Origin of the sequence: Lysinibacillus sphaericus (assembly GCF_000600105.1) — a bacterium.
GTDB classification, from domain to species: Bacteria; Bacillota; Bacilli; order Bacillales_A; family Planococcaceae; genus Lysinibacillus; species Lysinibacillus sphaericus.
Map to the genome: position 1 here is coordinate 800,911 of NZ_CP006837.1, position 14,708 is coordinate 815,618.

Below are 14,708 nucleotides of genomic sequence, written 5' to 3' on the forward strand. Positions count from 1 at the left end.
GAATAAGTAGTAAAATAAATTCATTAGATTAGTGGGGGTATTCATATTGTTATTTTTTGTCGAAAAAACAAGAAATAATGAATGAGTGTTGAGATTGATTGGAGGACTATGAAATGTATGCAGAGGAATTGTTAAGTGCATTACCTTTGAAAAAAATAATTGGCGTGTTACCAGACCAAGTGACGGATATTGTGATTGATTCTCGAAGTGTGCAGCCGAACAGCATGTTTGTTTGTATTAAAGGTTACACAGTAGATGGCCATAATTATGCACAAAAAGCTGTTGAGGGTGGTGCAACAATTGTTGTTACGGAACGTGAACTACCATTAGCAGACGCAATTGCACAAGTTATTGTGAAGGATACAGATCGTGCAGTCGGTTTGTTGGCTGCTAAGTTTTTTGACTATCCTTCAAAGGATATGACAATGATTGGTGTAACAGGGACAAATGGTAAAACATCTGTAACAGGTATTATTCAAAATATTATGCACGGCATGGGCGAGAAATCTGCACTATCAGGTACTATAGGCTTTAATTTAAATGGTATTTTATATGAATCTGCAAATACTACGAGCGATGCATTATCGACACAACAAATGATTTTTCGTGCGAAAATGGAAGGCTGTCGTTTAATGACAATGGAGGTATCATCACATGGATTAGCACTGGGCCGTTTGGCAGGTGTCGATTATGATGTTGCTATTTTTACAAATCTTACACATGATCATCTTGATTTCCATGGTACGATGGAGGAATATGGGAATGCAAAAGGCTTATTATTCTCTCAACTTGGACAAGATTTAGAAAAAATAAATTCGTGGTGCTCAATGCTGATGATGCTTGGTCAGAACGCTATGCTGCAATGACGCCATTCCCAGTATGGACATACGGATTAAACAATGAGACAGCAGATTTTCGTGCCGTGAACTGTGAATATCATGATTACATGACTTCATTTGATGTCATTATGCCTGAAGGGATATTCCCTGTTAAAATGCATTTATTAGGTGAGTTCAATATTTACAATGTTCTTGCTGCGATGGTTGCTTTTTATGGCAGAGGCTATTCAATGGATACGATTATTGAACAAATAGAGCAACTACCGCCAGTTAAAGGACGTATGGAAAAAGTATGCTCTGATTTACCTGTACAAATTTTTGTGGATTATGCACACACACCGGATGCGATTGAAAAGGCTATTGCAGCAGCTACACCTTATAAAAAAGGTAAGCTTATTTTCTTAGTTGGTACAGGTGGTAATCGCGATAAATCAAAACGCCCTGCAATGGCTGAAAAGGCATCAGCAGCAGATTATGTGATTTTAACGACAGATGATCCACGTTATGAGGATTACGATAGTATTACAGGTGATCTTGCAAAAGGAATGTTGCATAAAAATTATGCATGTATCGGAGACAGAGCAGAAGCAGTACGACATGCAATAGAAGTAGCTGAACCTGGGGATATGATTATTTTTGCTGGTAAAGGCCATGAAGATTATCAAATTATCGAAAATACGAAATATCCACATAGTGATGCTGAAATTGCGATTAAGGCTGGACAATTGAAATTTGTATAAATTTACAATGGAACTTAGCTCAGTGCGACAACATTATGCTAATTTTTATACGACTCATTTATGGAAAACCTTTTAGCTGTGACTAAAAGGTTTTCTTTTTGGGGAATTCATGTAAAAAGGTTGTACGAAAGGCAAGACTTCTTTTATTATTAGTAGGTATGAAAAAAGGAGAATGAAGAGATGACTTCAAATTTAGAAAAAGATATATTAGCACGACGTACGTTCGCCATTATCAGTCACCCGGATGCTGGGAAAACGACGATAACGGAAAAGCTTTTACTTTTTGGCGGTGCAATTCGTGACGCTGGTACGGTAAAAGGCAAGAAAACAGGGAAATTTGCCACATCAGACTGGATGGAAATCGAAAAGCAACGTGGGATTTCGGTAACATCTTCTGTTATGCAGTTTGACTATAGTGGTTCCCGCATCAATATTTTGGACACACCAGGGCACCAAGATTTCTCAGAAGATACGTATCGTACATTAATGGCAGTAGATAGTGCTGTCATGGTTGTAGATGCCGCTAAAGGTATTGAGGCGCAGACGTTAAAACTATTTAAAGTTTGTAAAATGCGTGGCATTCCTATATTTACATTTATTAACAAACTGGACCGTCAAGGGAAAGAGCCATTAGAGCTAATTGAAGAGCTTGAAGAGGTACTTGGTATTCATGCGTACCCTATGAACTGGCCAATTGGTATGGGGAAAGAGTTCCTTGGTATTTATGACCGTTATAACAAACGTATTGAGCAATTCCGTACAGAAGAGGAGGAGCGTTTCTTACCAATCGATGAAAATGGCGAGTTAGCAATTGACCATCCGATGAAAGTAACGTCTTATTACTCACAAGCGATGGATGACATTATGCTTCTTAATGAAGCAGGAAATGCTTATTCAGAGGAAAAAATCCGTCGTGGCGAATTAACACCCGTGTTCTTTGGTTCGGCTTTAACAAACTTTGGGGTACAGACATTCCTTGAAACTTATTTACAATTTGCTCCAACTCCTCAACCTCGTATTACAGAAGATGAGCAGTATATCGATCCAGTGGAGCATCCAGAGTTTTCAGGCTTTATTTTTAAAATTCAAGCGAATATGAATCCTGCACACCGTGACCGTATTGCCTTTGTGCGTATCGTATCGGGTAAATTTGAGCGTGGTATGAATATGACATTATCTCGTACAGGTAAATCTTTTAAAGTGACACAGTCTACACAGTTTCTTGCTGACGACCGTGAAACAGTGGATGTAGCGGTAGCTGGAGATATTATTGGTTTATATGATACAGGGACATATCAAATTGGTGATACAGTCGTCGGCGGTAAGAAAACATTCCAATTTGAAAAATTGCCGCAGTTCACGCCTGAGTTGTTTGTTCGTGTGACAGCGAAAAACGTCATGAAATCTAAGCAATTCCATAAAGGGATATTGCAATTAGTGCAAGAAGGAGCCATTCAATATTACAAAACACTTCATACAGAAGAAGTGATTCTAGGTGCAGTTGGTCAATTACAATTTGAAGTATTTGAACACCGCATGAAAAATGAATACAATGTTGAAGTGAGAATGGAGCCAATTGGTTCGAAAATGGCACGTTGGATTGAAAATGAAGAAGATGTTAAAGAGTCAATGTCTTCAAGTCGTTCAATGCTTGTAAAAGACCGCTTTGACAATCTTGTTTTCCTATTCGAAAATGAGTTTGCAATGCGCTGGTTCGCAGATAAAAACGAAAACATCAAATTATATAGCCTGCTATAAAAAGAAACACGAATCGACAGATGATCGATTCGTGTTTTTTTACAAGGAAAATAAGAGATTGGTGTAGAATATATACAATATAAAGAAATAATAGGTGCTGCCTTGACATTGGTTGTGGCGAAATAACTAATTCAATGGAGCGAAAGGTGGCGACTCCTGCGGGAAAAGCAAGCAAACCGAGACCCTGGACTGAGCGCAGCGAAGGAAGCGGCTCGGTGCTTGCCCGCGGAAAGCGCCACCTGTAGCGCAATGTTGCAATGACAAAAATGAAATTGTTTCAATATAATGTAAAACTTTATAAAAAAACTCCCTTTTCGGCTATCATAGGAAAGAAGAGAAAGAAAAGGAGTATAAACACATGAACATTAGCAACTTTTCAATTAAAAGACCTGTTTTTACGCTTGTTACAATGCTACTCGTTATTATTTTAGGTGGCGTATCGTTGTTAAAAATCCCGATCACGTTAATTCCTGAATTAAATCCCCCTATTGGTGTCGTGGTGACGTCCTATCCTGGGGCGAGTTCAACGGAAGTAAATGAAAAGGTAACAAAACCTTTAGAGGCGGCATTGGCCACCTTGCCAGGCATAAAAAAACTACAATCTACTTCGCAGGAAGGTTCAAATTTAATTGTGCTAGAGTTTAATTGGACGACGAATATTGAGGATGTTCAATTGGATATTTTGCAACGTATAGATATGACACCTTTACCAAACGATGCACAAAAGCCAAATTTTTTGAAATTTGACCCGTCACAGTTTCCAATTATTCAACTTTCCTTACGCGCAGAAAATGACCAAGTGGATGTACGAGTATTAGCAGAATCACTGGAAAAAGAGCTTCGTCGTACAGAAGGGGTTGCGAGTGTCAATGTTTCTGGCAAATTGGTAGAAGAAGTACAAGTAACATTGGATGAATCAAAACTAATAGCAAAGGGCTTAACCCAAGCAGATATTATCCAAATAATTCAATCGAATAATGTCTCACTTCCTGGAGAGCCAGTTTTAACTGCAGATGACAAAATGTTGACGACTAGGATTATTAGTACGTTAACTACACCACAAGATATTGCAGATTTAATCGTATCCGTCAATCCAATAGATGGTCAAACATTAACGGTGGGAGATGTAGCGACGGTCGAGCGCACAGAGCAAAAAGCAATAACAGAAACGCGTGCTAATAATCATCCGGCTGTGTTAATGTCCGTTTTGCAAGAATCTGGTGCTAATACTGCTGAAGTATCTAAAGCCTTTCAACAAGCTTTAAATGATTTACTAGCGAAGGAGCAATACAAAGGTGTAACAGCAGACATACTAGTCGATCAAGGCAATTATGTAGATTTAGCAATAAGTAATATCGGTTCTTCATTACTGCTAGGTGGCTTATTCGCTATGCTTGTGTTATTTGTCTTTTTACGTGGTGTGAAAAGCCCAATTATTATTGGGATTGCCATTCCGTACTCGGTCATTGTCACATTTGTGCTAATGTATTTTGCTGATTTTACACTCAACATCATGACCTTAGGTGCATTAGCATTAGGTATTGGGATGCTTGTCGACAATGCCATCGTAGTAATAGAGAATATTGAACGGCATTTAGGGCTTGGCAAGGAACCAATCGAAGCAGCAAAACAAGGAACAAAGGAAGTAGCACTAGCTATAACAGCATCTACATTAACAACGATTGCTGTGTTTATTCCAGTCATGTTTATTGAAGGCTTAATTGGGCAAATATTTACGGAATTTGCACTTACCATTTCCTTTAGTTTAATTGCCTCATTGTCAGTGGCATTAACCGTTGTACCTATGCTGGCAAGTCGTTTGTTAAAAATGAAAGATCATAATATCAATGAAATTCGCAAGACATCTTCGTTTTATAAGCGCTACAATGCGTCTATAGTTTGGGTATTGCAGCATCGCTTGTTGGTCATTTTATCGGCAATCGTGCTCTTTGGCTTATCGCTCTTTGGCTTATCGAAAATAGGGACAGAATTTTTACCTGCAACAGATGAAGGTTTTGCTTCTATTAGTGTAAATCTTGACCAAGGGGCTGCTATAACAAAAACAGAAAAGGTAGTCGCAGCCATTGAAAGTCGTTTAAAAGAAGAACAAGATGTCGATGTTTATGTTAGCCTAATCGGGGGTACTCAACAGTCTCAATCCCGTGGACAAACAAGTGCAAATCAAGCAGAAATTTATGTCAAGCTAGTACCACTTGCAGATCGCAAGCGCTCCATTTTTGAGTTTGTAGAAGAAGTGGAAAGGGAACTAAATAATGAGTTAGGGGAGCAAGCAGAAATTACATTTAATGTTTCTACATCATCTGGTTCAGCTCCAAATACATTGACGTTCCGACTAACAGATTCAAATGAACAACGTTTATATGCATCAGTTGAGAAAGTACAGCACGAACTAAGTCGTATAGATGCAGTCACAAATGTTTTGACTGATTTAGACGAAACGATACAAGAGATTCAGATAGAGGTGGATCGCGAAAAAGCGAAGGATTATGGTTTTGTACCGGCTCAAATAGCCCAAACGGTCAATCAAATGACAAAAGGGCAGTTGACGACGCAGATGATTGATGATGGTGGAACGGTGTTATCGGTGTATACCGGTTTTGGACAGGCGTTTAACGAAAGTATGGACGCTTTAAAGGCAATGAAGCTACGTTCACCAGCAGGACTATTTGTTAAGCTTGATGAAATTGCTAACGTATCTATACAAGAAGGACCAGTATCCATTAGACGTTCCGATCAAGCTGCAGCAGTTGCATTTTTCGTTGATTATAAAGCCAAGGAGTCATTAGGGGGCATTTCTAAAAAGGTCGATCACGCACTTGAAAAAGCGAATTTGCCTGCTGAAACGCAAGTTGTGTTTAGTGGGGATCGAGAGTTATATGATAGTGCAATTGATGACATGCTTTTAGCAGTTGCTCTCGCCATAGTGCTAGTCTACATTGTGATGGCGGCGCAGTTTGAGTCGTTTAAATATCCTTTCGTTATTATGTTTACGGTACCACTTATGATTATAGGTGTTGCGATGGCAATGTTTGCGACGAAAACACTGCTTGGTGTGACATCTGTTATCGGCATATTAGTACTTGTTGGCATTGTTGTGAATAATGGTATTGTGCTTGTCGATTATATTAATCAGCAAAAGCAGCAGGGCATGCAGGCGTATGATGCCATTTTACTTGCTACACAAGACCGACTTCGCCCGATTTTAATGACAGCATTAACAACGATATTAGGATTGCTACCACTAGCGCTTGGTATTGGCGAAGGTACCGAGATGAATCAGCCGATGGGTATCGCTGTAATAGGTGGTCTGATTACATCGACTTTGCTGACATTATATATTGTGCCAGCTGTGTATAGCTTAATGGATAAAGAAACTAGAAAATTGCCTTAGATACGGGGAGGAAATGGGAGATGGGTGTTCATTTTTTTACGGGGTTTCCAGGGTTTATTTCAAGTCAATTAATTCGAGAATTATTTCAAGAAAATAAAACACAAAAGGTTATCGCCATTGTTTTAGCGGGGCAATATCCAAAAGCGATGATTGAAAAGAGCAAAATTGAAGTAGACTATCCTCAATGTGAAATACAGATTGTTGAGGGAGACATCACTCTACCCAATTTAGGATTAGCCAATCAATTAATACAGGAAATCGTGCCTCAAATTGAAGTGTTTTGGCATCTAGCAGCGATTTATGATTTAGCCGTTCCACGAGATATTGCTTGGAAGGTCAATGTACATGGAACTGCGATGGTCAATGATTTTGTTCGAACATTGCCCCATCTTAAGCGTTATATGTATTTTAGTACTGCGTATGTTGCTGGAACACGAGAAGGCGTATTACGTGAAAATGAATTGATTCGCCCGAAGGCATTTAAAAACTACTATGAGGAAACGAAATATGAAGCAGAGCATCGTGTGGAAGATTTAAAGTCAGAGGTACCTATCACGATTATCCGACCAGGGATTGTGCGAGGGCATTCCGTGACAGGGGAAACAATTAAATTTGATGGGCCCTATTTCTTTTTGAATATGGTTGATAAATTAAAATGGTTGCCGATTATACCTTATATAGGAATGTCTAGCTCAGCTATTAATGTTGTGCCCGTCGATTATATTATCAATGCCTCCACTTTTTTAGTGGATGAGAAAAGTGCTGAAGGGAAAACATTACATTTAACAGACCCAAATCCTCATCCTGTACAAGAGGTATACCGTACAATGGTGAAATTATTGACAAATCATTATCCAAAAGGACGTTTTCCTTTAGCACTAGCCAAAAAATCGTTACAAGTGCCGTTTATTCGCAAAAAGTTAGGGGTCGAGCAAGAAACTTTAGATTACTTAACATGGCATGCAACCTTTGATACAACAGAAGCAATTGCTATATTACAAAAAGGGAATATAGCATGCCCTGATTTTATACAAACGATGCCAAAGATGGTGGATTTTTATCTAGCACATAAAGAAGATGAAAACTATCATATTCAAATTAAATAATAATGGATTTCTTTGTCAGTATTAAATGATAGTGATATAATAAATGAACAAAAGAAATGTCCTTAGACATTTTGTTAAAGGGGAGTAGCTAGCAGATGCGAGCGATGCATCTGGTTTCACATTCGTCATGACGTGGCATAATGCCATCGGATGTGATAGCAAATGGTGTTACTTTGCAAAAAGTGCAATAACCGATAGCTGGTTTGTAAGAAGTAACCAATTAAATTTGCTTAGCAAGACCTTTGCCTTCTTTTTAGGCAGGGGTCTTTTCTTTTTCATTTGACTAGTAAATACTCGCTATTTTGGGTATACAGAGTTTAAAGGAGGAACAGAGAATGGAAGCAATATTATTACAATACGGCTGGGTATTAATCGTACTAGTTGTATTAGAAGGATTACTAGCAGCAGATAATGCAGTAGTAATGGCTGTTATGGTGAAACACTTACCGCATGACCTACAAAAGAAGGCACTTTTTTACGGATTATTTGGTGCACTAATATTCCGATTCTCTGCGCTCTTTGTTATTACAGTATTAGTTAATTACTGGCAAATTCAAGCTATTGGGGCAGCTTACTTATTGTTTATGTCAGCCAAAAATATTTATGATTTGCGAAAAGGCAAAGATGAGGAAGAAGAAAATGATGATGCTACTGTAAAAAAAGGATCAGGCTTCTGGATGACTGTTTTAAAAGTGGAACTTGCAGATATAGCATTTGCAATCGATTCAATGCTTGCTGCGGTTGCAATTGCCGTAACGCTTCCACACTTAGGTAATTTTGATATTGGCGGCATTAATGGCGGACAATTCATTATTATGTTGTTAGGTGGCTTTATCGGTGTTATTATGATGCGTTTTGCAGCGCAATGGTTTGTAAAAATTTTAAACGACTATCCTTCACTTGAAACAGCAGCGTTTTTAATTGTTGGCTGGGTAGGGGTAAAACTTGTTGTATTAACGTTAGCTCATGAAAAAGTGGGTATTTTACCTGAAGAATTTCCACATTCAACAGGCTGGGAATTAACTTTCTGGGTTGTATTAATTGCGATTGCATTTGTCGGTTATTTAGTAGGTGTTCGTAATAAAAAACAAGCAAAATAATCGCCGGACAATTTTATAATGGAACGATTTAATCCGCATTCTTTCTGCGGGCAACGCACGAGCCACATCGCTCGCTACATTAGCAGGGTCAGTGCGCTTGCTTTTTGTGAAAGTCTATGCGGATTTTTGCTTTATATCAAAAACACTTTTTATTACTTCGTATTTGATACGATTTACAACCCCTTTCTTTTTTAACCGATTTTTTCTATACTAATATCTATCAAGTTTGGCATCATAAGTGGAAGGAGTTGATGGGGTGCCTTGGAAAAAATCATCGAATAGACAAATCACACCGTTTCAGGCACTTGTGTCTTATTATTTCATAGCAATAGCAATTTCCTTCCTATTGTTACGACTCCCTGGTGTCCATCGAGCGGGTGTGGAAGTGTCCTTTTTAGATAGTTTATTTACAGCAGTCAGTGCTGTTAGTGTGACTGGTTTAACAACTTTCAATATTTCCGAGACCTATACAACATTTGGACTGGTTATGGTACTTGTGATTTTACAGCTCGGGGCTATCGGTATTATGTCGCTAGGTACCTTTGTTTGGTTGCTTGTCGGCAAAAAAATCGGTATGCGCGAACGGCAGTTGATTATGATTGATCATAATCAATATAATCTATCGGGTGTTGTCCAGTTAATACGAGAAATATTGAAAATCTTAATTGGCATTGAATTGGCAGGGGCTATTATTTTAACGGCTCATTTTATGAATTATTTTGATACATTTGAAGAAGCTCTTATACATGGTGTTTTTGCTGCTGTTTCTGCCACTACGAATGGTGGCTTTGATATTACTGGGATGAGTTTATTGCCATTCCATAATGATTATTTTGTGCAGCTCATAACAATGGTATTAATTGTACTTGGAGCAATTGGCTTCCCAGTGCTGATTGAAGTAAAATCATTTTTGCTTAATCGACATGCCAATTTCCGCTTTAGTCTTTTTACCAAAATAACGACGACTACTTATGCAATTTTATTTATAGTTGGAGCTCTCGTTATTTTACTACTTGAGTCATTTCACTCCTTTAAAGGGATGGTTTGGCATGAGGCAATCTTTTCAGCTATGTTCCATTCCATATCTACGCGTTCAGCGGGACTTACAACATATGATGTAACATCCTTTAGTGAAGCAACCGATATTTTCATGAGTTTTTTAATGTTTATTGGTTCATCCCCAAGCTCTGTAGGTGGCGGGATAAGAACGACCACTTTCGCTATTGCCATATTATTTTTAATAATGTTTGCACGCGGAAAAGAGGATATTCAAATTTTTGGAAGGGAAATCCATTTAATAGATGTCTTCCGCTCATTTGTCGTTATCCTATTGGCTTGTTTTATGGTGTTAATCGCTACAATTATATTACTGATTACGGAACCGCACGCGACACTTATACAAATTATTTTTGAAATAACATCTGCGTTCGGAACATGTGGTATGTCTCTAGGGATTACGTCAGACTTATCAGTAGTTGGTAAAATCATCATTATTATCTTAATGTTTATAGGGCGAGTGGGCTTAATATCATTCTTGTATTCAGTAGGTGGTGGAGGTAGAGGGAAAAAATCTAAATACCACTATCCAAAGGAACGAGTAATTATTGGGTAAACATCTTAAAGTATTGATATATAGAGGTTTAGTGGGGGCAGATTTTTGATTTGCCCCCCTTTTGTCCCCTGATGGTCAATTTTCGAGGTAATCTTCGAATTTTTTGAGTGCATTTCGTTCGAAACCTTACAATTGATTTTCCTTATTTTTAAAAGTCTTTTTGTTGTCTTAATATACATTTGAAACTAAAAGGTTAAAGTAGTCGTATAAGGTATTAACGATTAGAGGAGGTCGGAAAAATGGATTATACTAAAATCTATAATGAGGAACTGATTGCCTTAGTAAAAGAGAAAATAAAGTCGGTCGGTGAAATTAAAGCGGTGAAGTTTGTGAGAGAACAAACAGATATGTCCTTAATACAGGCAAAAAAATTTGTAGATTTTTGTAAAGAATAGACATAAAAAAACTGTGGCTCTAATTTAAAAGTAACTTCAATAGTCATTGAACGACTAAATATAAACTGGCAGACGTATTTGGGTAACATCTAGCAGTTTTCATATAGAAGCATTTGGAAAGGGGTGAATGGTTGATTCACTTCTTTTTTGTTTGGCATTAATCTTTTAGGAACAAGCCAATAGTATAAATGTTGGCAACTTGGATACTTTATAAAGCGGAGGTGATATCAGTGACAAAGGGTAAAAAGGATATAAAGGATTTAAAGCAAGAAGAGTTTGCGACAGATTTAAGTCCTGACGATTTAGATGTACGAGAAGAAAATGAACGCACAAGTGAACAAGTGAACAATGCGAATAAAGCAAAAGACCAACAAGGAAAAAATAAGAAACAAAAATAATGAAAAAGAGGCTTACAGTGGTCACGAGCAGTGTCCATTCAAGGAGCATAACAAAGCAAAAAGTGTTAGATTGATTGGTGTCAATCTAACACTTTTTCTCTTTTGTCCCATCCCCAAATGGCTAATGCAGATTAAATTTTAATCTTTTTCTGGATAGTTAACATGTAGTGGCGGTGGAACAAGCCATCCTTTATTTTTGTTTAAACGTAACAGTTTAGCACCTAGTTGGGCTTTACTCATATGGAATTGTCCGTACATCATGGCAATGTCTTCTCTAGTTGACATGCCCATTGCTTGACTACAAGCAACTAAGCCAGCAGCTAAATCCGCTGATAACGCTGCACTAATTTCAGGATCATTTACTCTCGCACCAGGAGGGATATCCTCTAATCTTGCAACAGGTCGCTCAGGTGGAGCAGGGGGTAACCCAACACCGTTTGTTTTCAATATTTTTTCTAACTGTTTTACTTCGTCTCGTAATACTTGGATAATATCTTCAATAATTTTGCGAAGATCTTCATCTCCTGTGTGATTGTAAAATGTTTGATAGCCTGCAATTAAGCCGTAATCAGCCGCTAAATTCGTCCAAACGCTAAAAACCTCACCATAATGTAACGGCTCATCTTTTGGATTGCCACTAAGTATTCCCATAGTTGAATATCCTCTTTTCATTGTTTTTTGAAACAGAGGTAGTATGCGTGAAATGATAAAAATTAATTCATAAGAAACAAACGAAACTGTCATTGTAAAACTACAGTTTGAATAGGACACGTAATGGGTAAAACACTTTAGGAGTGGTCAAAAAGAAATTGTCTACAACGTATTTGAGGGGCATTAGAATATTTTGAAATGCATAGAAGCAACAATGAACCCAGTAATGAAAAAGGGATAAAAGGAGAAATAAACATGACACTTACAAGCACAGCAAAGCAGGATTTAAAGGAACTCTTAAAAGAGACACATAAACGTGGCATAACGAAAGTAGACCATAGTGATCGAGTAAGCAGAATGACAGATAGTGAAGCTTTAGGATTGCTAATTTCAGTAGTGAAGCGTACTTTATAATACTTAAAAAGCTATGAATTCTATAAGCAAGCAAGCTTGGACTTTTTAGAGTTTTATGCTAAAAGATTTCTTAAAGTTGACTTTCTTCTATTATATTGTATTTAGTATTTAATATATAACCGAAAGACAGCATAGACGTTGGTCGTTTGCAAAAGTGTTTTAGGTTATTTCTAATAGCTTTTGTTGCTTCTTTCAAAGTCAAATTAAGTAATTTACACTTAAATGGTAATTGTGACGAAAAAATGTCCAAAAATTTAGAAAATTTATTAAAGTGTTTCCTAATTTTAAATTTTCTAAATAGGTATTATTTCTAAGTTTTATTTTATTTAATTAAGGTTTAAAGACCTACTTTTTGGAGGTTTCATTAAGAAAGCTGTACTAACACCATTAATTAGTTTTAGTAAACTGTAATATATTATTTATTTAGTAAAAAAAAAGAATGTTGTGAGCTGGAAAATGCAATTTTATAAGGTACTAATAGAAAAAACGCTATTCACTTTAGAGAATAGCGTTTTTTTATTAAACAGTAGGGATTGTTGCAAAATAAGGTGCTTGTCCGTGACGGAAGTAAGTTAAAAGATAACCATTTTTTTGTACAATTTTGCCATTCGAGAAATTTTGATAGTCCAAGTAATGCGGGATAATAAGTGTATGCTTGAATAATTCTTTCTCTGTTAAATTAAACTTAGCAAATTCTTCACCAGCAATTATCGGATTTTCCCGTAGAGCTGTGTATAGTGCTTTTTGTTGTACTTCTGTTGGCCGCTCATTCCACCATAATTTACGTGGCTGGAATTGTTGTGCTTTTAAATAATCTAGTTGCATTAAGCTTTGAATAATTTGTAAATTAGCACCTTCCACTGTTTCTAAAAATTCCAGTAAACGACGGAATAGATCTTCTAACTGATGTCCGATACGGGACCAGCCTTTTGTTTCCCAATAAGTGCCGAAGTTTTGGAAGAAATCAAATGGTGTCTCGAATACTTCTGTAACTAGGTATTCAATGGTGTAATCCATACGATGATCGTTCCAATATTTTTCGAGAACATCTTCTGCATGTTTAATACGAACGATATCATCAAAGGTTAAAGCATTATTCGAAAAGATTTCATATGGAGCTAAATCTACATAAGTGTAACCGAATTTTTCAGCTTCCAAACGAAGACCAGTGCCGCGCAATAGCTTTAAGAAGCCAAGTTGTAATTCCTCTGGTCGCATTGCGAAAACATCATTAAAGGTTTGACGGAAGCTAGCATAGTCTTCTTCTGGCAAACCGGCAATTAAATCTAAATGTTGATCAATCTTACCGCCATCTTTGACCATTGTTACTGTTCGTTTAAGTTTTTCAAAGTTTTGACGGCGTTGTACAAGCGTGTTTGTTAAATCATTGGTAGATTGGACACCTATTTCAAAGCGGAAAAGCCCTTTAGGTGCGTTGTCATTTAAAAATTGAATGACCTCAGGACGCATTATATCAGCAGTAATTTCAAACTGGAAAACAACACCTGGCTTATGTTCATCGATTAAAAATTGGAACATTTCCATTGCGTAGCTACGGCTAATATTGAATGTACGATCGACAAATTTAATAGTGCGGGCACCATTATTCATAAGATATCGAATATCTTCCTTTATACTTTCTCTATTGAAATAGCGCACGCCTACTTCAATAGAAGATAAGCAAAATTGACAGCTAAAAGGACAGCCTCTGCTCGTCTCAATATATTGAATTCGCTTTCCTAGATGTGGAAGATCCTCTTCAAAACGGAATGGACTTGGTAATTCACGTAAGTCAATTTTAGGTGCTTGCGCATGAATTCGAACTTTTCCGTCTTCTAAGTAACAAATTCCAGGAACATCTTCTAATGGAATTTCGCCATGCAAATGGCGTAGTAGCTGTTTAAAGGATGTTTCTCCTTCGCCCATAACAATAAAATCAATCTCTTCAACTCTTCTTAACCAATGATGGACATCGTAAGATACTTCAGGCCCACCGAGCAAAATTTTAACATTAGGACAAACTGTTTTTAACATTTTAATAACGTGAATAGTTTCTTCAATATTCCAAATATAGCAACTAAATCCTACAATATCAGGGTTTTTTTGAAATAAATCTGATACAATATTAAAAGCGGGGTCTTTAATTGTGTATTCTGCAATGGTTGGATTGTATTCAGGTAAAGCAGCACATTTTAAATAACGCAATGCCAAATTAGTGTGGATATACTTTGCGTTTAATGTAGTTAAAATAGTATTCATGCATTAATCTTCCTTTCACTTTCT

Annotated in this window: 10 protein-coding genes and 1 pseudogene; 9 read left to right on the forward strand and 2 right to left on the reverse strand. The window is 37.1% G+C overall.

What is annotated here, in order from left to right; genetic code table 11:
* Window positions 1–113: 113 nt before the first annotated feature.
* The 8 genes and pseudogenes from T479_RS03665 to T479_RS23895 all read left to right on the forward strand — a co-directional run bounded on the left by T479_RS03665 (window position 114) and on the right by T479_RS23895 (window position 11,360).
* Window positions 114–1,579 (forward strand): annotated as a pseudogene (locus tag T479_RS03665) (UDP-N-acetylmuramoyl-L-alanyl-D-glutamate--2,6-diaminopimelate ligase).
* Window positions 1,580–1,759: 180 nt separating this feature from the next.
* Window positions 1,760–3,337, forward strand: a complete 1,578-nt coding sequence (locus T479_RS03670; protein WP_024362273.1) for a peptide chain release factor 3 — start codon at window positions 1,760–1,762, stop codon at window positions 3,335–3,337.
* Between the two features lie 358 nt (window positions 3,338–3,695).
* Window positions 3,696–6,749 (forward strand): efflux RND transporter permease subunit, encoded by a 3,054-nt coding sequence (locus T479_RS03675; RefSeq protein WP_024362272.1) that lies wholly within the window; start codon window positions 3,696–3,698, stop codon window positions 6,747–6,749.
* A 20-nt stretch (window positions 6,750–6,769) separates the two neighbouring features.
* Window positions 6,770–7,855 carry an SDR family oxidoreductase gene (locus tag T479_RS03680; protein WP_024362271.1) on the forward strand — a complete coding sequence of 362 codons (1,086 nt, stop codon included), beginning with the start codon at window positions 6,770–6,772 and terminating at the stop codon, window positions 7,853–7,855.
* A gap of 335 nt (window positions 7,856–8,190) precedes the next feature.
* A complete protein-coding gene (locus T479_RS03685) occupies window positions 8,191–8,955 on the forward strand; it encodes a MeeY/MeeF family manganese export membrane protein (protein WP_024362270.1) in 765 nt (254 codons plus the stop codon).
* Window positions 8,956–9,211: 256 nt separating this feature from the next.
* Entirely contained in the window at window positions 9,212–10,567 is a 1,356-nt protein-coding gene (locus tag T479_RS03690) for a TrkH family potassium uptake protein (protein ID WP_024362269.1), read from the forward strand.
* A 239-nt stretch (window positions 10,568–10,806) separates the two neighbouring features.
* Entirely contained in the window at window positions 10,807–10,962 is a 156-nt protein-coding gene (locus tag T479_RS23890; protein ID WP_162832712.1) for a hypothetical protein, read from the forward strand.
* A gap of 230 nt (window positions 10,963–11,192) precedes the next feature.
* Window positions 11,193–11,360 carry a hypothetical protein gene (locus tag T479_RS23895; protein WP_167331263.1) on the forward strand — a complete coding sequence of 56 codons (168 nt, stop codon included), beginning with the start codon at window positions 11,193–11,195 and terminating at the stop codon, window positions 11,358–11,360.
* Window positions 11,361–11,498: 138 nt separating this feature from the next.
* On the opposite strand, the gene T479_RS03700 is transcribed toward T479_RS23895, so the two are convergent.
* A complete protein-coding gene (locus T479_RS03700; RefSeq protein WP_024362268.1) occupies window positions 11,499–12,011 on the reverse strand; it encodes a DUF3231 family protein in 513 nt (170 codons plus the stop codon).
* Between the two features lie 255 nt (window positions 12,012–12,266).
* Between T479_RS03700 and T479_RS23645 the strand changes: the two genes are divergently transcribed.
* Entirely contained in the window at window positions 12,267–12,425 is a 159-nt protein-coding gene (locus T479_RS23645) for a hypothetical protein (protein ID WP_158497863.1), read from the forward strand.
* Window positions 12,426–12,944: 519 nt separating this feature from the next.
* On the opposite strand, the gene T479_RS03705 is transcribed toward T479_RS23645, so the two are convergent.
* A complete protein-coding gene (locus T479_RS03705) occupies window positions 12,945–14,684 on the reverse strand; it encodes a B12-binding domain-containing radical SAM protein (RefSeq protein WP_025218701.1) in 1,740 nt (579 codons plus the stop codon).
* Window positions 14,685–14,708 lie beyond the last annotated feature (24 nt).